This window comes from Amycolatopsis arida (assembly GCF_900115565.1).
GTDB classification, from domain to species: Bacteria; Actinomycetota; Actinomycetes; order Mycobacteriales; family Pseudonocardiaceae; genus Yuhushiella; species Yuhushiella arida.
The window spans coordinates 161,091-180,162 of the sequence record NZ_FOWW01000002.1 but is presented as its reverse complement, the minus strand read 5'-3'; the positions used below and the strand labels follow the sequence as shown (position 1 = coordinate 180,162).

The following is a 19,072-nucleotide window of genomic DNA, read 5'->3' as shown; positions in this document are numbered from 1 at the left end:
ACGACTTGCGCACTCGGGGGTCACGACCGCGCTGGTGGATGGTCGGCGAGTTCGGCGTTATCGGCAGGTGTTACCTGCCCGATGACGCACGCTGCCGGCGGGTCGAGGTCGAGCATCTCGGTTCGGAGGCGCTCGAACCCAGCCTCGGTAAGCTGGCCTGCCAACTCCTTGGCCGCCGCCGCCGAAGTGGCCGCGGTGGCACCGGGACAGCGGGGCTGGGACACCACAGCGATGCGCCCGCCGGGCCGCAACAGCCGGGCGAGTTCGCGTAGCCGGGCGGTTGGGTCGGGCCACATGCCGACTGTGTTGACTGCCAGCGCGGCGTCGAACGGCCCGTCGCTGATCGACAGCTTCTCGACCGGCAGGTGCATCAGGCGTACCCGCCCGGCCCGGATGGCGGCCCTGTTGCGGCGGCGGGCCTGGCGGATCATGACCTGCGAGTGGTCGACGCCGACCACCAAGCCCCGGGACGCTCGGGTGACGAGGGCGGAGATGGCCACGCCCGGACCGCAGCCGAGTTCGATGACGCGGTCGGTCGGCTGGACGTCGAGAAGCCGTACCGCCCAGCGGCTGCGCGCCACGTTCGACGAGCGCCGGCCCATGATCCAGCCGGCGACGTGCCCGACGGCTCCGGTCGGCTGGTGGAACTGTGCCAGCCCGCCGCGAGGACCCCACCATTGCAGGATGCGACCCAGCACCCTCTCCTTGATCTTCATGAGGTGAGCCAAGCACTTCGAGTACGCTTGAAGTCAATGTCTGCTACCGAGCGCACCCCGGCTTCGTCGACCACGCCGACGTCGTTGTCCATTGGTGAACTGTCCGAACGCACCGGCGTGCCGACAAGCGCGCTGCGTTACTACGACGAACTCGGCTTGGTGCGGCCGGCGGCGCGGGCGGCGGGACGACGGCGCTATGCCGCGTCGGCAGTGAGGGACGTCACCTTGATCCTCTTCTTCCGCGGGGTCGGATTCTCGCTGGCGGAGATCGGGCGCTTCCTCGCAGGCGAGCGCCAAAGCCGACAGGAGATGATCGATCACAAGTTGGCCGAGCTGGCCGAGCAGCAACACCGTATCGAGGTGGCCCGCACCGCACTCGAACACGGTCGGCAATGCCCGGCCAGCGATCCCATGAAGTGCTCCCGATTCTGGTTGATCATCGAAGGGCGACAGCGTGGCCTCTCACTGGAAGAAAGCCACGCGCGAGCGCACTGACCGACCTCTCACCGATCCCAACGCGAACCTACGGCGATATGTCGATCGCCCAGACGTCGGGTCGTGCTCGTCAACGGTCCATGGTGCGTCAGCCAGGCGTGGGGAAGGTGCTTGCGACAGCATTCCACCGTGGCCAATGTCGCATCAGGTGCGGTAGTGGTCAGTGGGCTGGGCGGCCGGCGCCGGCGTAGTCGTCGTTCGGTTTGCGGTAGGGGTGGACCTGCACGGCCTGGCCGAAGGTGGGCGCGTCGACCATCTGCTGGTTGCCGATGTAGAGGCCGACGTGGTGGATCTTCGTCGCGGGGTTGCCGTAGAAGACGAGGTCGCCCAGCCGCGGCTCCTCGTCCGGCGGGACCAGCGGCACGCTGTTGTACTGCCAGTGCGCCGTGCGCAGCAGCTCGATCCCGGCGCTGGCGTAGGCCGCCGTGGTGAGCCCGGAGCAGTCGAAGCCCGCGTCCCCCTTCTCCTGGCCGTTGCCGCCCCAGACGTAGGGCAGCCCGATCTTGTCGATGGCGAACGACACCGCGCGCAGGGCCGCCGGGTTCGGCGGCTCCGGGTTCTGCCCCACCGTCCCGTACACGTTCGCCGTGGCCAGCACCCGGTGCAGGAACAGCGGCGCCGGGTGCAGCGTCGCCACCCCGGCCAACCAGTCGTCGCCCCTGGCGAGGTCGCGGCCCTCGGCGCACAGCGCGTGCCCGGCGGCCAGTGCGGCGTCGTCGATGTCCTGCACGTCCGGCTCACCACCCGACGCGCCGCGCCCCCACCGCTGCCACACCGCGGGCGACAGCTGCAGCGGTCCCGCCGACCCGCGGACCGAGATCGTGGCTCCGGAGAAGTCCTTCATCTCCACCGTGCCGATCGGGTCGCCGGGCCGGCCATCCTCGTCGAGCTCGCCGCCGACCCTGCCGTGGTCGGTGGTGATCTTGCCGAGCCCGGCGAGTGTCACCCACGACAGGTGGCAGTCCGGCATCTCCTCGCCCAGCGCGACCGTCGCGCCGGCGTAGGCGTGCATCGCCCGCCGCGGGATGTCCAGCCACTCCGCGACCTCGTCCACCCACGCCTCGAACCGCGGCCCTTCCTCCTTCCGGGGAACCTCCGACGGCGCGGCCGGCGCGGTGGTCACCGGGGCCGGCGGCTGGTGGGCGGCCGGCGTCGACGACGGTTCCGGCGGGGCCGGCGCCAGCCGCTGCGCGACCAGGAACGCCCCCGCCACGACCACCACGGTCAGCAGCGAGAACAGCAGCCTTCGGCGCGCCCCGGGCGCCCGCGAAGCCGGCTCCGCGTCCCGTTCCTCGGTCATCGGACCCCACCGCCCGCGATCCGGTCCAGCACGAACGCGCGCAACTCGTCGAGGTCGGTGTCCACGGCCACCTCCACCTCGACCGCGGCCCGCTCGCCGTCCACCCGCTCGCGCAGCTCCGGCCGGCGCTGGTCGGCCAGCGTGGCGCCCCGGCCGGGGCCGAATCCGCAGTCGACCTCCACGGGGTAGGCCTCGGTGCGCAGGATCCCGGGCCGGACGGCCTCGGCCATGGCGACCGCGTCGTGCAGCACGAGCCCGGGCCAACCCAGCGCGTGCCGGTAGTACTCGACGTAGTCCGGGGTGAGGCCGTGCAGGGCGGCACCCAGCGGGCCGGACTCGGCCAGTCCTCGCAGCCACTCCTCGTCCACCGCGCAACGGTACGTGAGGTCCATCGGCACCAGCACGCACGGCACCTCGCCGCCGGCCAGCACCCGGTGCGCGGCCTCCGGGTCGCTCCAGATGTTGAACTCGGCGGCGGCCGTGGTGTTGCCGCCGGCCAGCGCGCCACCCATGATCACCACCCTGGCGATCTTCTCCCGCAGTTCGGAGTGGGCGGCCAGCAGCGTGGCGATGTTGGTCAGCGGCCCGATGGGCACGAGCGTCACCGGCTCGTCGGCGGCGGCCAGCAGCGTCGCCAGCAGTCCCACCGCGCCGGTGGGCTCCAGGTCGCGGGCCGGCTCGGGCAGCGTGCCGGCCCGCCCGGACAGCCCGTCGGCACCGTGCGCGTACCGGGCGCGGTGCGGCTGCGGGTGCACCAGCGGGCGTTGCGCGCCCGCGGCGATCGGGACGTCGGTGCGCTTGCACAGTGCCAGCAGGCGCTGGGCGTTGCGGGTGGTGGCCGACAGCGGGACGTTGCCGAACACGGTGGTCACCCCGAGCAGGTCGACGTCGTCGCTCAGCGCGGCGAGCGCGATCGCGAAGGCGTCGTCCACGCCGGGGTCGGTGTCGATGATCAGCTTCATCCGTGCCGCTCCCTCAGCTTCAATCGTTCCGCCCGACAGGTTACGGTCACCGCTATGACGTCGATGTGGGGTTCACCCGTGCTGTCCCGGGTCCAGGCGTGGCGGCGCACCCGCCGCGACCCCCAGCAGGCGCGCTTCCTGACCGTCGACTCGCTGCGCTGGGTGCTGCGCCACCGCGCGTACACGCCCTGGTACCTGGTGCGATACTGGCGCCTGCTGAGGTTCCGCCTCGCCAACCCGCACGTCGTGCTGCGCGGCCTGGTGTTCCTCGGCAAGAACGTGGAGATCCACTGCCGGCCCGGCTACGGCCGGTTGGAGATCGGTCGCTGGGTGCACATCGGCGACGGCAACGCCATCCGCTGCCACGAGGGCTCGCTGCGGATCGGCGACAAGGCGGTGTTCGGCCGGCAGAACGTGGTCAACTGCTACCTCGACATCGAGCTGGGCTCCGCGGCGCTGGTCGCCGACTGGGTCTACATCTGCGACTTCGACCACGTCACCACCGACATCACCCTCCCCATCAAGGACCAGGGCATCGTGAAGGCGCCGGTGCGGATCGGCCCGGACACCTGGATCGGCACGAAGGTGTCGGTGCTGCGCGGCACCCGGGTCGGCCGGGGCTGCGTGCTCGGCGCGCACGCCGTGGTGCGTGGCGACATCCCCGACTACGCCATCGCCGTCGGCTCGCCAGCGCGGGTGGTGCGCGACCGCAAGGCCGACTACGAGGCCGACGCGGCCCGCCGGGAGGCGGTGCGGGACATGGCACGCAAGGCGTCCTGGGCGCTGCAGCGGGCGCTGGGCGAGTCCTGACCGCGGGGACGACCGGAAAGGACCGGAAAGAATGCCGCTTCCGCCGCGGACCGTTTGTTGATATAAGTAACTTTCGCCGGTGGGCCCGCCGGGAGCGGTGGGTTGAGTAGCTACTCCACAAGGACTTTCCCTGCGTTGGAGGAGTGAGTGTGTCCCCACTGAGACGACCCCTGCGCGCCGTGCTCGCCGGCGCCGCCGTGCTGGCACTGGTCACCACTGGCAGCATCACCGCACCCGCGGCCGCGCGGCCGGCTGACCGGACCGAGCCGCCCGCCTACTCCGCCCAGCTCGATCGGGCCCAGCCGGAGGACGCCGCGTTCCTCGCCGCCAAGGAGTGCAGCGAGGAGCCCCGCGACCTGCCGATTCACCAGTTCACCGACCACCGGGAGCTGGGCATCGAGCTGGACCGGATCGAGCGGGTCAGTGGCGGCACCGTCGACGTCGAGCAGGTCGGCCGGAGCAACCGCGGCCGGGAGATCTGGTCGGCGCGAGTCGGCACCGGGCGCAAGGCGGTGCTGATCACCAGCGAGATCCACGGCAACGAGAAGACCGGCACCGACGCCATCCTCGACCTGCTGAGCTGGCTGGGGACGAGCGAGTCGGCCAAGGCGAAGCGGTGGCGCGAGGCGCTCACCATCGTGGCCATCCCGAAGATGAACCCGGACGGCGCCGAGCTCGACCGCAGGGGCAACGACCTGACCTGGCAGGAGGTCACCGCCCGCTACCCGCAGCTGCGCGGCAGCCAGCCGGCGTGGAACTACTACACCGGGACGCGGCAGGGCGACGACTACTCCACCCGGCCCGGGTTCGACGTCAACCGCGACTACAACCCCGACCTGACCTACACGCCGCGCCGGGAGGACTTCCCCGGCAGCTCCGACCAGCCGGGCTGGTACATCACCCCGGAGTCGAAGGTGGTGCGCGACGTCTACCGCGGCCTGGCCGCGGAGTTCGGCGAGGTCGACACCTACGTGGACCTGCACCACCAGGGCGCGTGCTACGTGATGCCGGACGATCCCGACGAGTTCGTCACGTTGTCGATCTCCGGCAAGTTCGTGTCCGACCCGGCCACCACGCCCGGCCTGGAGAAGTACGCGCCGAAGTACGACCTCGACTACTCGAAGCGGCTGAACGTGGCGGTCTACAACGCGCTGCAGGGCAAGGCCAACGACCGGCCGATCTTCGGCAACGTCACGCTCTACCCGCAGGACCTGCACCTGCCGGGCACCGGGCTGGGCAGCTTCGCGCTCAACGGCAGCGGCACCGTGCTGTTCGAGGTGCGCGGGCAGACCCAGTCGCTGGGCCAGAAGTACCGGGCGGTGCTCACCCGCGCCGTCTACATCGGGCTCGACGGGATGCTCTCCGCGGTGGCCAGCGGCCGGGTGAACCAGCTCGACCCCGCCGCCTACGACGCGATCCCGCCGCGCGGCCCGAACATCGGCACCGGTGACGACGCCGACGCCCAGCGGTCGCGCATCACCCTCCTGGAGAACTGACCCCGCGACCTCGACGCGGGTGCCCAACGCCATGAAGGCCACCTTGGTCGCGTTCAACGCGATCACGGTGGCCTTCATGGCATCACTCGGCGGTGCGGTGGGGCGGCGGCTCAGTCCTCCTTGGGAACGGCCGGGTAGGGCACGAAGGTGCTGGCGTTCTCGTCGACGGTGAGCTGCTTGCCGATCGTCGGGAACGCCCGCTGCGGGCACGCCGGCCGCTCGCAGACCTTGCAGCCCATGCCGATCGGCGTGGCGGCGGCCTTGTCGTCGAGGTCGAGCCCGGTCGAGTACACCAGCCGCCGGGCGTGCCGCAGCTCGCAGCCGAGCCCGACGCTGAACATCTTGCCCGGGCTGCCGTAGCCGCCGATGTTGCGGGAGACGGTCCTGGCCACCCAGAAGTAGGTCTTCCCGTCCGGCAGGCTGGCCACCTGGGTGAGGATCTTGCCGGGTGAGGTGAACGCCTCGTAGATGTTCCACAGCGGGCACGCGCCGCCGACCCGGGAGAAGTGGAAGCCGGCCGCCGACTGCCGCTTCGACATGTTGCCCGCCCGGTCCACCCGGACGAACGAGAACGGCACGCCGCGCAGCTTCGGCCGTTGCAGGGTCGACAGGCGGTGGCAGACCGTCTCGAATCCGACGCCGAAGTGGTCGCAGAGCCGCTCGATGTCGTAGCGGAAGCCCTCCGCGGTGGAGTGGAACGCCCGGTAGGGCAGGATCAGCGCGCCCGCGAAGTAGTTCGCCAGCCCCACCCTGGCCAGCGACCGGGCGGCCGGCCCGGAGAACGCCCACGAGTCGGCCAGCTCGGTGATCAGGTCGTCGTACTCCAGCACCGCGATCTGCGAGGCCAGCCGGAACGCCTGCTGCCCGATCCGCAGGCTCGGCGCCAGCCGCAGGGTCTTCGTGTCCGGCTCGTACCGGTGCTGCTCGCCGGCGGTCTCGTCGATGCCCTCGCTGGTCACGTGCACGCCGTAGTGCTCGACCAGCCGCTCGCGCAGCCGGTTGCGCACCTCGCCCCGGCGAAGGCCGATCATGCTGGCCATCCGCTCGGCACGCTCGTCGAGCTCGGCGACGTAGTTCTCCCGCTCGTAGAAGAAGTCGCGCACCTCCTCGTGCGGCAGCGGCGCGGCCGGGCTGCCGTGCAGCCCCATGCCGTTCTCGGTGGTCAGCGCCGCGGTCTGCTCGACCGCGCTGCGGTAGCGCCGGTGCAGCTTCACCAGCGCCTGCGCGACGGTCGGCAGGTTGCCCGCCAGCTCGTTGATCTCGCTGCTGGAGACGTCCACACCGACCGCCTCGTCGAGCAGCGCCTCCCGGACGTCGGCCACCAGCCGCGCGGTGTCGTTGTTGGCGAAGAACTCCGCGTCGACGCCGAACGCCTCGGTGATGCGCAGCAGGACCGGGACGGTCAGCGGGCGGGTGTTGTGCTCGATCTGGTTGAGGTAGCTGGGTGAGATCTCGAGCAGTCGGGCGAGGTCGGCCTGGCTCATCCTCCGGCTCTCCCGCAGGTGTCGCAGCCGGGCCCCGGCGAAGGTCTTGTCCATGTTGGCCGTCCAGTCCGAAGGTCTTCCGGTTCGGTACCGATCAAGCGGACCGTTTCCCCGGGCTTTGCGAAGTAGTCGTTCGCAAGCTTCACAAGATGCTAAAGAAACTTAGCACAAGTTGGCAAGTTGGACATCTGGCGGTGTTTTCGCAGGACATGCCATGGTGAGGGTAAGCAAGCGAGGAATCGCAACGTTCGCAAAGTTGGAGAGCGACCCATGGCAGACAAGGCCGGCAACCTGGAGCAGGCAGCAGCGGAGCTCGCGAAGAAGTGGGAGACCGACCCCCGCTGGGCGGGTGTCGAGCGGTCCTACTCGGCGGCCGACGTGATTCGGCTGCGGGGCAGCGTGGTCGAGGAGCACACGCTGGCCCGTCGTGGCGCCGAGAAGCTGTGGAAGCTGCTGCACACCGAGGACTACATCCACGCGCTGGGCGCGCTGACCGGCAACCAGGCCGTCCAGCAGGTGCGGGCCGGGCTCAGGGCGATCTACCTGTCCGGCTGGCAGGTGGCGGCCGACGCCAACCTCGCCGGGCAGACCTACCCGGACCAGAGCCTGTACCCGGCCAACTCGGTGCCGGCCGTGGTGCGCCGGATCAACAACGCGCTGGGTCGCGCCGACCAGATCACCTGGGCCGAGGGCAACACCGACATCGACTGGTTCGCCCCGATCGTCGCCGACGCCGAGGCCGGCTTCGGTGGCCCGCTCAACGCGTTCGAGCTGATGAAGGGCATGATCGCCGCCGGCGCCGCGGGCGTGCACTGGGAGGACCAGCTCGCGTCCGAGAAGAAGTGCGGCCACCTCGGCGGCAAGGTGCTGATCCCGACCAAGCAGCACGAGCGCACGCTGAACGCGGCCCGGCTCGCCGCCGACGTGCTCGACGTGCCGTCGCTGATCGTCGCCCGCACCGACGCGCAGGCCGCGACGCTGATCACCAGCGACGTCGACGAGCGCGACCGGAAGTACATCACCGGCGAGCGCACCTCGGAGGGCTTCCACAAGGTGCGCAACGGCATCGAGCCGTGCATCGACCGCGGCCTCGCCTACGCGAAGTACGCCGACCTGCTGTGGATGGAGACCTCCGAGCCCGACCTCGAGGTCGCCAGGACGTTCGCCGAGGCCATCAAGGCGAAGTACCCGGACCAGCTGCTGGCCTACAACTGCTCGCCGTCGTTCAACTGGAAGAAGCACCTGGACGACGCGACCATCGCGAAGTTCCAGCGCGAGCTCGGCCACATGGGCTACAAGTTCCAGTTCATCACGCTGGCCGGCTTCCACGCGCTGAACTACTCGATGTTCGACCTGGCCAAGGGCTACGCGTCCGACGGCATGACCGCCTACGTCGACCTGCAGGAGCGCGAGTTCGCCGCCGAGGAGCGCGGCTACACCGCGACCAAGCACCAGCGCGAGGTCGGCACCGGGTGGTTCGACCTGGTGAGCACCGCGCTGAACCCGGAGAGCTCCACCACGGCGCTCAAGGGCTCGACAGAGGAAGCGCAGTTCTGACCCCTCCGGGAGGTGGCCCGGCCTGACCGGGCCACCTCCCCACCCCACCCAGCCTCTGGAGGACGAGATGGCTGACCCGCTCAACCGCATCTTCGCCACCGCCGGCCGCCCCGAGGTGGCCGGTCCGCAGGGCGACCGGTTCGACGAGATCCTCACCCCGGCGGCCCTCGACTTCGTGGCCCGGCTGGACAACGCGTTCGCCGGCCGCCGACGGGAGCTGCTGGACGCCCGCCGGCTCCGCCGGGAACGGCTGAGCACCGGCGAGGAGACGCTGGACTTCCTGCCGGAGACCCGGGCCATCCGGGAGGACGACACCTGGCGGGTGGCCGGCGCGGCACCCGGGCTGGAGGACCGCAGGGTCGAGATCACCGGCCCGACCGACCGGAAGATGACGGTCAACGCGCTGAACTCCGGCGCCAGGGTGTGGCTGGCCGACTTCGAGGACGCCCTCTCCCCGACCTGGCACAACGTCATCGGCGGGCAGCTCAACCTCTACGACGCGATCCGCCGCAACATCGACTTCACCACCGAGGGCGGCAAGCGGTACCGGATCGGCGAGCACCCGGCGACCATCGTCGTCCGACCCCGGGGTTGGCACCTGGTGGAGAAGCACATCCGGATCGACGGCCGGCCGGTGTCGGCCAGTCTGGTGGACTTCGGGCTGTACTTCTTCCACAACGCCCGGCAGCTGCTGGCCCGCGGCAGCGGACCGTACTTCTACCTGCCGAAGCTGGAGAGCCACCACGAGGCGCGGCTGTGGAACGACGTGTTCCGCCTCGCGCAGCAGGAGCTGGGCATCCCCCGGGGCACCATCCGCGCCACGGTGCTCGTCGAGACCGTCACCGCGGCGTTCGAGATGGACGAGATCCTCTACGAGCTGCGCGAGCACGCGGCCGGGCTGAACGCCGGCCGGTGGGACTACATCTTCAGCGTCATCAAGAACTTCGGCGAGCGCGGCGCGGACTTCGTCCTGCCGGACCGCGCGCAGGTCACCATGACCGTGCCGTTCATGCGGGCCTACACCGAGCTGCTGGTGCGCACCTGCCACCGGCGCGGCGCCCACGCGATCGGCGGGATGGCGGCGTTCATCCCGAGCCGTGACCCCGAGGCCAACGCGACCGCGCTGGAGAAGGTGCGGGAGGACAAGGAGCGGGAGGCCAGGGACGGCTTCGACGGCTCCTGGGTCGCCCACCCGGGCCTGGTGGACGTCTGCCGGGAGGTGTTCGACCGGGTGCTCGGCGACCGGCCGAACCAGCTCGACAGGCTGCGCGAGGACGTCGTGGTCGGCGCCGCGGACCTGCTCGACGTGGCCAGCGCCGGCGGTGAGGTGACCGAGCAGGGGCTGCGCGCGAACATCAACGTGGCGCTGCGCTACGTCGACTCCTGGCTGCGCGGCACCGGTGCCGCGTCGATCAGCCCGCCCTTCACCCCGCCCGCCACCCCCCTTCAGCGGCTTTCCCTCATGGAGGACGCCGCGACCGCCGAGATCGCCCGTTGCCAGGTGTGGCAGTGGGTCCGCAACGGCACCAAGCTGGCGGACGGCACCGCGATCGTTCCCGAGCTGGTCCACCAGTTGCTCGACGAGGAGCTGGCGGCGGTGCGGGCCGACCTGGGCCATGACCACCGGCTGGACGACGCGCGGAAGATCTTCGTGGAGACCGCGCTGGGGGAGAGGTTGCCGAGCTTCTTCACCACCGGTGCCTACGCCCGCTACCTGACCGAGCCCGCCGGCTCCGGAGGCACGGCACAGCCCGCCGGCTCGTGAGCAGGGTTCCGGTCTCCCTTTCCTCCTGACGGGGGAGACCGGCCACGCTGGTCTGGCAGCGTGACAGCGGGGCTGACCGGGACACTCGGTCGGCCCCGCTGTGCTGTCGACGCCGCCGACCGTTCTCCGCTCACCGAAGGAGGCCCGGGATGGCACGACCCCTCGCTGCCCGTTCTTCGAGGAGACCGCACGGCAGAAGGTGTTGGCCGCCGAGGACGCGGGGAACACTCGGAACCCCGAGCGGATCGTGCTGGCCGACACGGAGGTTTCGCCAGCTGCGGATCGTCGGACCCGCCGGGCGGAGGAGCGCGCGTTGCTCCGGTCGGTCCACCGAGCCGGCGCCCCTGGCGCAATTCGCGGGAATGAGTAGGTATACCTACTGAACTACTAGTTGTTTCTGGCGGCCCGACCAACGATGCTGACGCATGCGGATCTCCCCTGCATCCGAGGAGCCTGGATATGAGAGCACGCTTTGTTCTTGCCCTGCTCGCTGCGTTCGGTCTGGTCTTCGGCGCCGCCGCCCCCGCGGTGGCCGCCGGCCCGGAAACGGCCGTCTCGACCGGCGTCGAGTGCCTGAGGTGCCCGCTGTAGCCGGTCAGATGTCGAAGGCGTTGCCGGTGGCGATCTTGGGGCGACCCAGGATCGTCGGCTCGCCGACTCGCGCGCGGCGGTAGACCGCCGCGGTGGCCGCGGCGATGCGGCCCCAGTCGAAGTCGGCGGCCAGGCGGGACTGTGCGGCCAGCGCCCGCCTACCGGCGGCGTCGGCGTCGGCGAGCACGGCGTCGACCGCGCTGACGATCCCGGCCACGTCGCCCGGCTGGAACGCCAGGCCCGTCTGCCCGTCGATCACGACCTCCCCCAGGCCGCCCGCGGTCGAGGCGATCAGCGGCGCCTTCGCCGCCGCGGCCTCCAGCGCGACGATCCCGAACGGCTCGTACCTGCTCGGCAGCACCACGGCGTCCGCGGCGGCGAGCACCGCCCGCAGGTCGCGGTCCGAGAGGTGGCCGACGAAGTCCACCGCGCGGCGCAGCCGCAGCCGCCGCGCCTGCTCCACCAGCTCGTCGAGGTGGCGGCCCTTGCCGGCCACAACCAGCCGGGTGCCCGGGTGCCGGCGCCGGATCCTGGGCATCGCGGCGAGCAGGTCCTGCACGCCCTTCTCCCACTCCAGCCGGCCGAAGAACAGCAGCAGTGGCGCCTTCGCCGGGCTGTGCACGGCGCGGGCGCGGGTGATCTCCTCCTCGGGTACCCGCCAGCCGCGCTCCTCGATGCCGTTGTGGATCACGGTGATCTCGGCGAGGTCGATCTCGAACAGGTGCGCCACCTCCCGGCGCATCGCCTCCGAGCAGGTGATCAGCTCGTCCGCCCTGTTGGCCAGCCACCACTCCACGGAGTGCACCTGCTGGTTCAGCGGGTGGGACAGCCAGCCGGAGTGCCGGCCGGCCTCGGTGGCGTGGATCGTGCCGACCAGCGGGACCCTGGCGGCGTCGGCGAGCGCGATCGCCGGGTGGGTCACCAGCCAGTCGTGCGCGTGCACCACGTCCGGCCGCCAGGTGCGCAGCAACTCGGTGCCGGCGCGGACCATGGCGTGCCCCATGGCGAGCGTCCAGGCGACGAGGTCGCGCTCGAACGTCACGTGCATCGGGTCCTCGGCGACCCGGATGATCCGCACGCCCTCGACCACTCGATCGGTGGTGGGGTGGGTCTCCGCGTCGGTGCCCGCGACGTGCCGGCACAGCACGACGACGTCGTGGCCGGCGTGGACGAGGTGGCGGGCCAGCGCGTGGACGTGCCGGGCCAGTCCGCCGACGACTACCGGCGGGTACTCCCAGGACAGCATCAACACGCGCATGGTCCGTCGATCCTCGCACCCCGCGCCCGCACCACCGCCATGGCGTCCCTCACGCCGGAACGATCTGGTGCGTACTGTTGGATTGTGTCGAGTGCCGTTGGATCTTCGCCTGTGCCGTCGCCACTGCCGTCGCCACTGCGGACGCCCTGGGCCGACCAGGTCGACCCCGACGCCGTGCTGCCCGAGCATCCCCGGCCGCAGCTGTACCGGCCGCGGTGGCGCTCGCTCAACGGGTGGTGGGAGTACACCGGCGGCGCCGAGCGGTACAGGGGGCGGATCCTGGTGCCGTTCCCGCCCGAGTCGGCGCTGTCCGGCGTGGGCCGCCGGGACGAGGTGATGTGGTACCGGAGGACGTTCGAGGTCCCCGACGGCTGGCGGGACGGGCGGGTGCTGCTGCACTTCGGCGCGGTCGACCAGCGGGCCGCGGTGTGGGTGAACCACCAGTTGGTCGCCGAGCACGAGGGCGGGTACACGGCGTTCGACGCGGACGTGACCGGCGTGCTGCGCGCCGGTGGCGAGCAGGAGCTGGTGGTGCGGGCCGAGGACGTCGGCAACCGGGGCACGTTCCCGGTGGGCAAGCAGGCGCTGCGGCCCGGCGGGATCCTCTACACCGGGGCGTCCGGGATCTGGCAGCCCGTGTGGTTGGAGACGGTCGGACCGGCGTACGTGGCCGCGCTGGACCCGGTCACCGACCTCGCCGGGTTCGCGGTGACGCCGCGGGTCGTCGGGAAGGGCGCGTCCTCGGTCGACGTGGTGGTGCGCGCCGGCGACACGGAGGTGGCCAGGGCGAGCGCGCCGGTGGGCCGGCGGGTGCGCGTCGACGTGCCGGACCCGCGGCCGTGGAGCCCGGACGACCCGTTCCGGTACGACCTCACCGTGCGGCTGCTCGACGCGGACGGGCGGGTGCTGGACGAGGTGGCCAGCCACGTCGGGCTGCGCACCGTCTCGCTGGTCGACGACGAGCGGGGCCGGCCGCGGATCGCGCTGAACGGGCGGGTCACGGTCCTGCACGGGCCGCTCGACCAGGGGTACTGGCCGGACGGGATCTACACCGCCCCCACCGACGAGGCGCTGCGATTCGACCTGGAGCGGGCGAAGGCCTTGGGGTTCAACTGCGTGCGCAAGCACGTCAAGGTGGAGCCCGCGCGGTGGTACGACTGGGCCGAGCGGATCGGGCTGCTGGTGTGGCAGGACATGCCGTCGCTGCCGGTGCTGCTGGACAACCCGCCGGGGCCGCAGGCGCCGCCGGTGGCCGAGGCCCGCCGGCACTTCGAGGCGGAGTTGCTGGAGATGGTGGCGCGGCTGCGCTGGTGCACCGCGATCGTCGGGTGGGTTCCGTTCAACGAGGGGTGGGGCGAGTACGACACCGCGCGGATCGCGGGGCTGGTCAAGGCCGCCGATCCGACCCGGCTGGTGATCGCCGACAGCGGGGTGAACTGCTGCCACTCGCAGCCCGACTCCGGTGCCGGGGACGTGTACGACGACCACACCTACGTCGGGCCGGGGCGGCCGGAGGCGCGCGACCACCGCGCGGTGCTCGACGGCGAGTACGGCGGGCTCGGGCTGGTCGTCGCGGGGCACGTGTGGCCGGGGGAGCCGATGGCCTACGAGATGTGCGCGAGCAGGGCGGAGCTGACCCGGCGGTACGTCGAGGTGAGCGCCGAGGTGGCCCGGCTCGTCCCGGAGCTCGGTCTCTCCGGCGCGATCTACACGCAGCTCACCGACGTGGAGACCGAGGTGAACGGCCTGCTCACCTACGACCGCCGAGTCCTCAAGGTGGACCCGGAAGCCGTAGCCGACCACAACCGCGCCGTCATCACCACGCCCCCCTGACCCGACAGCACACGTGTCCGCCCTCTGTGCACACGTGTCCGCCGTCTGTGCGCATGTGTCCGCCGTCTGTGCGCATGTGTCCGCCGTCTGTGCGCATGTGTCCGCCGTCTGTGCGCACGTGTCCGCCGTTCCCGTCGCCGTGTTCGCCGCTCGCGTCGCTGCCGGGTGAGCCGCCGCGCGATCCCGCCGTGGAACTCGGGGTTCCGAGTGTCGAGTTCGCGCTCTCGAACGTAGATCTCGTGGGTCAGAGGTCGCGGGCGTCCAGCTGGCCGAACGGGCCGTCCTCCGTGTGGAGCTCGGCGGCGCGGCGGCGCGCCGCGTCGGGGTCGGCGGAGAGCAACGCGACCAGCTCGTCGAACCGGTCGGTGTGGACGCGGGCCCGGCGGCGGGCGTAGTCGGCCGCCGAGTCCTTGGTGACCATGAACGCCCAGTCGCTGGACAGGGCCAGCATCGCCTCGCGCAGTGCCTGGTCGCGCACGGGGTCGCGGGTCTCGGTCCGCACGTGCGCGGCGAGCAGCCGCTCCTGCAACGCCGTGTTGTCGGCCACCATGTCCGCGACCTGGGCGCCATCCCACACCCGCCAGTCCTTGCCCGACCCCCACGACGACGCGGGCAGGTCCACCGGCGGACCCAGGTGCCCCGCGGCCAGCGCGCCGCGGAGCGTGGTCACCCGCACGCCAGCCTCCGGCAGCGCGCGCAGCACCCCCTCCAGCCACGCCGGCCCCTCGTGCCACCAGTGCCCGAACAGCTCCGTGTCGTACGCCGCCACCACCAGCCCCGGCCGGCCGTGCCGGTCCCGCAGCGACCGCAGCCGGGTCACCACCGTGTCGACGAAGTCCTTGACGTGCAGCCGCAGCGTGTCGGCGGCCAGCGCCGGGTCATAGGGCGCCTTGTCGGCGGGCGCCACCTGCTTGCCGGTGACCCGCGACGGCTTGAGGCCCACCTCGTGCGCCCACGTGTGGAAGTCCCGGTACGCGGCGTGCCCCGGGTACCCGGCCTTCGGCGACCACACCCGGTAGGTCACCTCCAGGTCCCGCCCGAAGCACACCACGTCGGACGACCCGACCGGCCGCGCCGCGGCGGTGTCCCCGCGCAGCGACGGCCCGTCCACCAGGAACCGTCGCACGCCCGCCGCCGCGTAGCCGTCCTCCATCCCCGGCGCGTACCCGCACTCCGGCGCCCAGATCCCCGCGGGGCGGTGCCCGATCCGCAGCGCCGTGTCGGCCAGCCCGCCGCGCAGCGCGAACGCCCGCACCCCCTCGTCCAGCAGGGGCTGGAACGGGTGCGCCAGCGGTCCGCCGAGCAGCTCGACCACCTCGGCGTCGACCAGCCCGCGCAGGATCGGCGAGAAGCCGTGCCGCCACCGTGTCTCGAAGTCGGCCAGCGCCGCCTCCGCGGTTCGGTGCTCCCGCGCCGCGAGGTCGCGCAGCAGCTCCGGCCCGCCGCGCCACAGCGTGCCCGCGTGCTGCGCGCGCAGCCGCCACGTGCCCAGCCACTCGTGGAACGTGCGCAGGCAGTACGGGTCGTCGAGCTGCGCGGCCAGCACCGGCGTCACGCCGAGGGTGAGCACGTCGCGCCGGCCTTCGGCGGCGAATCGGCGGAGCAGGTCGACCACCGGCAGGTACGAGTGCGCCCACGCCTGGTACAGCCACTCCTCGCCGACCGGCCACGAGCCGTGGTGCGCCAGCCAGGGCAGGTGGCTGTGCAGCACCAGACAGAAGGTGCCCTCGGAGCCGCCGCTCACCGGGCCACCGCCACCAGGTCCAGGCTCTCGTCAAGGTCCGCATCGGACACCACGAAGCCGTCGGCGCGAATGGCCTCGACGTCGGTGAGCAGGTCGGCCGGCCACTCGGCCTGCCCCGGCAGCTGCCCTAGCACCACGTCCAGCTGCGCGGCGATGATCGAGCCGCCGTGGCGCTCGTCCAGCGCGCGCACCGCGGGGCCGTGGTGCAGCCCAGCCAGCCGCTCGACGGTGAAGCCGGCCGCACCCAGCAGCTCGGCCAGCTCGACGGGGGCGAGCTCGCGGGTGTGGTAGGGGTTGAGCGGGGTGTCGCTGTCCGGCGTGAAGGTGAGTCGGTTCGGTGTGGTGACCAGCAGTCGCCCGCCCGGGCGGAGCACCCGTCGGCACTCGCGGAGGAACCCGGCCTGGTCCCAGAGGTGCTCGATCACCTGGAAGTTGGCGACCACGTCGACCGCGCCGGTCGCCACCGGCAGGAACGCGAGGTTGCCGCGCACCACGTCCACCTCCGGGTAACACCGGGCGACGTGCTCGGCCGTCGGCGGGTCATAGTCCAGGGCCAGCACCCGCGCGGCGTGCCGGGCGATCAGCCCCGCGCCGTAGCCCTCCCCGCAGCCGGCCTCGAGCACGGTCGCCCCGGCGCAGTAGGGCAGCAGCGCCAGGTAAGCGGCCTCGTGCCGGCGGAACCAGTAGTTCTCCTCGGGCACACCCGGGACGGTGCGCTCCCCGGTCAGGTGCAGGGCCTCGGCCCGGCCGGCCGCGCCGGTGGGTGGCGTGTTCACGCCCCGACCCTAACCGGCCGGTAACCCACCCTCCCGCCGGCGTCGGGCGCGCCCGAGGCCGCCCTGGGCACGTTGGGTGGGTATCGAAGACCGCCCTTGGGCGCGGTGCGTGTACCCAAGGCACCGTACGTGCGGTGGGCCTCAGGCCGCCGGGGGTGGGGTGGGGCCGCCGCCGCGGCCGCGGCGGGTGTCGTTCACCCGGCGGCGCACCTTGTCGAGCGCGTCCTTGGCCTGCTGGCGGGTCCGCGGGTCGTTGGCCATCCGCTTGGCCTGGGCGATCGCCCGGCGCCCCGCCGGGCTGCTGGCGAATCGGGCGATCTTGCCGAACAGTGCCATCGTCAGTCCTCCTGGCCGCCGGTGTCGTCGCGATCGTCAACGTCCCGCGGATCGGTCGAGTTCCCTGTCAGCCCGGATGGGAGATCGTGATGCTGAGTGCCCCGGGGCCGACGTGGGCGCCGATCACCGTGCTGGCCCGCACCAGCATGATGTCGTGCAGCGCCGGCAGCCGGGCCCGGAGCTGCTGGACCAGGGACATCTCCCGCTGGGAGGGGGTGGCGCAGGAGATCGCGACGTCCACCGGTCGCCCCGCGGCCCGCTCGACGGCGAGGTCGGTGAGCTTGGCGAGCGCCCGCTTCGTCCCGGGCACCCTGGCCAGCGGCGCCACCTCGCCGCCCCGCACGGTGAGCAGCGGCTTGACCGACAGCGCGGTGCCGAGCAGCGCGGCGGCGGCGCCGATCCGGCCGCCACGGCGCAGGTACTCCAGGGTGTCGACGTAGAGCAGCTCGCTGCTGCCGGAGAACCGGCGCTCGGCCGCCTCGATCACCCGCCGGGTGTGCCCGCCGGCCGCGGCGGCCCTGGCGGCGGACAGCGCGGCGAACCCGAGGCTCATCCCGGTGGTCCCGCTGTCCAGCACGTGCACGGGCACGCTGACCTGCCGCGCCGCCGCCCTGGCCACGTCCACCGTCGCCGACATGCGACCAGAGATGTGCAGGCTGACGACGGCGTCGGCGCCCTGGCTGGCCGCCTGCTGGTAGGTCCAGAAGAAGGCGCCCTGGTCGGGTGGCGCGGTGGACACCGGCTCCCCGGCCCGCAGCGCGTCGATGATCCGCGCCCGGTCGTACCGGTTCTCGTCGTCGAGCCGCTCGCCCAGCCGGAGCTGGACCTGCACCATGCCGATCCCCCACTGCGCGGCCAACTGGTCCGGCAGGCAGGCGGTCGAGTCGGTGATCACGGCAACGGGCACAGGCCGGAGGTTAACGCCTTCGCACCCGGTAGAAGTAGCGACGTGCGACCGAATGGTGGATGACCCCCACCGAAAGTAGCGATCCCGCGGGCGTCCGAGAAGAATCGGGACTATAGTCCCACTAACTGGCGAATCCAGGTGAATGGCGTCACCTCGCCACGCCACCGTGGCGAAACCGGCCTAAGCTACCGGCCAGTAGAGCCCAGCCGAGCGCTCCAGCCATCGGGAGGTCGAGCAAGCCCCATGACCAACATCGTTGTCCTGGTCAAGCAGGTGCCGGACACCTACTCGGAGCGCAAGCTCTCGAGCGGTGACCACACCCTGGACCGCGAGTCCGCCGACGCCGTCCTCGACGAGATCAACGAGAAGGCCGTCGAGGAGGCGCTGAAGATCAAGGAAGCCGGCGAGGGCGAGGTCACCGTGATCTCGATGGGCCCGGACCGCGCGACCGACGCGATCCGCAAGGCGCTGTCCATGGGCGCCGACAAGGCCGTCCACGTGTCCGACGAGGCACTGCACGGCTCCGACATCGTGGCCACCGCCAAGGTGCTGGCCGCCGCCATCGGCAGGGTCGAGGGCGTTGACCTGGTCATCGCCGGCAACGAGGCCTCCGACGGCCGGGGCGGCGCGGTGCCGGCGATGGTCGCCGAGCTGCTGGGCCTCCCGCAGCTGACCCACGTGCGGTCGCTGACCGTCGAGGGCACGACCGTCAAGGCCGACCGGGAGACCGACGACGGCATCACGCATCTGGAGGCCGACCTGCCCGCGGTGGTGAGCGTCGGCGAGAAGATCAACGAGCCGCGGTACCCGTCGTTCAAGGGCATCATGGCCGCCAAGAAGAAGCCGGTCGAGACGGTGACGATCGCCGACCTCGGCGTCGACGCCGGCGAGGTGGGCCTGGACGACGCGTGGACGAGCGTGCTGGAGGCGGCCCCGAAGCCGCCGCGGCAGGCCGGTCAGCGCGTCGAGGACGAGGGCGACGGCGGCGCGAAGGTCGCCGAGTACCTGGTCGGCCAGAAGCTCATCTGACGACGGCGGCAGC

The 19,072-nt window shown here is 71.9% G+C and carries 17 protein-coding genes; 8 read left to right on the top strand and 9 right to left on the bottom strand.

Annotated elements, in window-relative coordinates:
• Positions 1-20: 20 nt before the first annotated feature.
• Positions 21-716: a class I SAM-dependent methyltransferase gene (locus BM051_RS05700; RefSeq protein ID WP_092528858.1), complete on the bottom strand. Its 696-nt coding sequence runs from the start codon at positions 714-716 to the stop codon at positions 21-23.
• 36 nt (positions 717-752) lie between these two features.
• On the opposite strand from BM051_RS05700, the gene BM051_RS05695 reads away from it, so the two are divergent.
• The gene (locus tag BM051_RS05695) at positions 753-1,211 is read left to right on the top strand and encodes a MerR family transcriptional regulator (protein WP_092528856.1); all 459 of its coding nucleotides are present in this window, start codon (positions 753-755) and stop codon (positions 1,209-1,211) included.
• A gap of 160 nt (positions 1,212-1,371) precedes the next feature.
• On the opposite strand, the gene BM051_RS05690 is transcribed toward BM051_RS05695, so the two are convergent.
• Together BM051_RS05690 and BM051_RS05685 are read right to left on the bottom strand one after the other, a co-directional pair.
• Positions 1,372-2,511 (bottom strand): NlpC/P60 family protein, encoded by a 1,140-nt coding sequence (locus BM051_RS05690; RefSeq protein WP_092528854.1) that lies wholly within the window; start codon positions 2,509-2,511, stop codon positions 1,372-1,374.
• Complete coding sequence (locus tag BM051_RS05685) at positions 2,508-3,473, bottom strand: nucleoside hydrolase (protein ID WP_092528852.1); 966 nt, start codon at positions 3,471-3,473, stop codon at positions 2,508-2,510. Before BM051_RS05685 ends, BM051_RS05690 begins: the two co-directional genes overlap by 4 nt.
• 54 nt (positions 3,474-3,527) lie before the next feature.
• Here BM051_RS05685 and BM051_RS05680 point away from each other — a divergent pair, with 54 nt between their 5' ends.
• A complete protein-coding gene (locus BM051_RS05680) occupies positions 3,528-4,283 on the top strand; it encodes an acyltransferase (RefSeq protein ID WP_092528850.1) in 756 nt (251 codons plus the stop codon).
• A 149-nt stretch (positions 4,284-4,432) separates the two neighbouring features.
• Positions 4,433-5,779 carry a M14 family zinc carboxypeptidase gene (locus tag BM051_RS05675; protein ID WP_177216895.1) on the top strand — a complete coding sequence of 449 codons (1,347 nt, stop codon included), beginning with the start codon at positions 4,433-4,435 and terminating at the stop codon, positions 5,777-5,779.
• A 110-nt stretch (positions 5,780-5,889) separates the two neighbouring features.
• Here BM051_RS05675 and BM051_RS05670 read toward each other — a convergent pair whose 3' ends face one another.
• Positions 5,890-7,317 (bottom strand): short-chain fatty acyl-CoA regulator family protein, encoded by a 1,428-nt coding sequence (locus tag BM051_RS05670; protein ID WP_092528848.1) that lies wholly within the window; start codon positions 7,315-7,317, stop codon positions 5,890-5,892.
• 216 nt (positions 7,318-7,533) lie between these two features.
• On the opposite strand from BM051_RS05670, the gene aceA reads away from it, so the two are divergent.
• The 3 genes from aceA (at position 7,534) to BM051_RS30300 (ending at position 10,955) form a co-directional block, all read left to right on the top strand.
• Positions 7,534-8,820, top strand: coding sequence for an isocitrate lyase (gene aceA, locus BM051_RS05665; protein WP_092528846.1), 1,287 nt, complete (start codon positions 7,534-7,536; stop codon positions 8,818-8,820).
• A gap of 67 nt (positions 8,821-8,887) precedes the next feature.
• Entirely contained in the window at positions 8,888-10,585 is a 1,698-nt protein-coding gene (gene aceB / locus BM051_RS05660; RefSeq protein WP_092528844.1) for a malate synthase A, read from the top strand.
• Positions 10,586-10,685: 100 nt separating this feature from the next.
• Complete coding sequence (locus BM051_RS30300; protein ID WP_425319710.1) at positions 10,686-10,955, top strand: DUF1348 family protein; 270 nt, start codon at positions 10,686-10,688, stop codon at positions 10,953-10,955.
• 225 nt (positions 10,956-11,180) lie between these two features.
• Here the strand turns inward: BM051_RS30300 and BM051_RS05650 are convergent, their stop codons facing one another.
• Positions 11,181-12,434, bottom strand: a complete 1,254-nt coding sequence (locus tag BM051_RS05650) for a glycosyltransferase family 4 protein (RefSeq protein ID WP_092528842.1) — start codon at positions 12,432-12,434, stop codon at positions 11,181-11,183.
• 111 nt (positions 12,435-12,545) lie between these two features.
• Between BM051_RS05650 and BM051_RS05645 the strand changes: the two genes are divergently transcribed.
• The gene (locus BM051_RS05645; protein WP_243859182.1) at positions 12,546-14,267 is read left to right on the top strand and encodes a glycoside hydrolase family 2 protein; all 1,722 of its coding nucleotides are present in this window, start codon (positions 12,546-12,548) and stop codon (positions 14,265-14,267) included.
• A gap of 244 nt (positions 14,268-14,511) precedes the next feature.
• Here BM051_RS05645 and BM051_RS05640 read toward each other — a convergent pair whose 3' ends face one another.
• The 4 genes from BM051_RS05640 to BM051_RS05625 form a co-directional block, all read right to left on the bottom strand.
• On the bottom strand, positions 14,512-16,011 hold the full coding sequence (locus tag BM051_RS05640; protein WP_092528838.1) for a 1,4-alpha-glucan branching protein domain-containing protein: 1,500 nt from the start codon (positions 16,009-16,011) through the stop codon (positions 14,512-14,514).
• Positions 16,008-16,787, bottom strand: a complete 780-nt coding sequence (locus tag BM051_RS05635; protein WP_092528836.1) for a class I SAM-dependent methyltransferase — start codon at positions 16,785-16,787, stop codon at positions 16,008-16,010. Before BM051_RS05635 ends, BM051_RS05640 begins: the two co-directional genes overlap by 4 nt.
• A 141-nt stretch (positions 16,788-16,928) precedes the next feature.
• Positions 16,929-17,123, bottom strand: a complete 195-nt coding sequence (locus BM051_RS05630; RefSeq protein ID WP_092528834.1) for a hypothetical protein — start codon at positions 17,121-17,123, stop codon at positions 16,929-16,931.
• A gap of 67 nt (positions 17,124-17,190) precedes the next feature.
• Positions 17,191-18,030 (bottom strand): DegV family protein, encoded by an 840-nt coding sequence (locus BM051_RS05625; protein ID WP_166677551.1) that lies wholly within the window; start codon positions 18,028-18,030, stop codon positions 17,191-17,193.
• 243 nt (positions 18,031-18,273) lie between these two features.
• On the opposite strand from BM051_RS05625, the gene BM051_RS05620 reads away from it, so the two are divergent.
• Positions 18,274-19,059 carry an electron transfer flavoprotein subunit beta/FixA family protein gene (locus BM051_RS05620; protein WP_092528830.1) on the top strand — a complete coding sequence of 262 codons (786 nt, stop codon included), beginning with the start codon at positions 18,274-18,276 and terminating at the stop codon, positions 19,057-19,059.
• Positions 19,060-19,072: the final 13 nt, after the last annotated feature.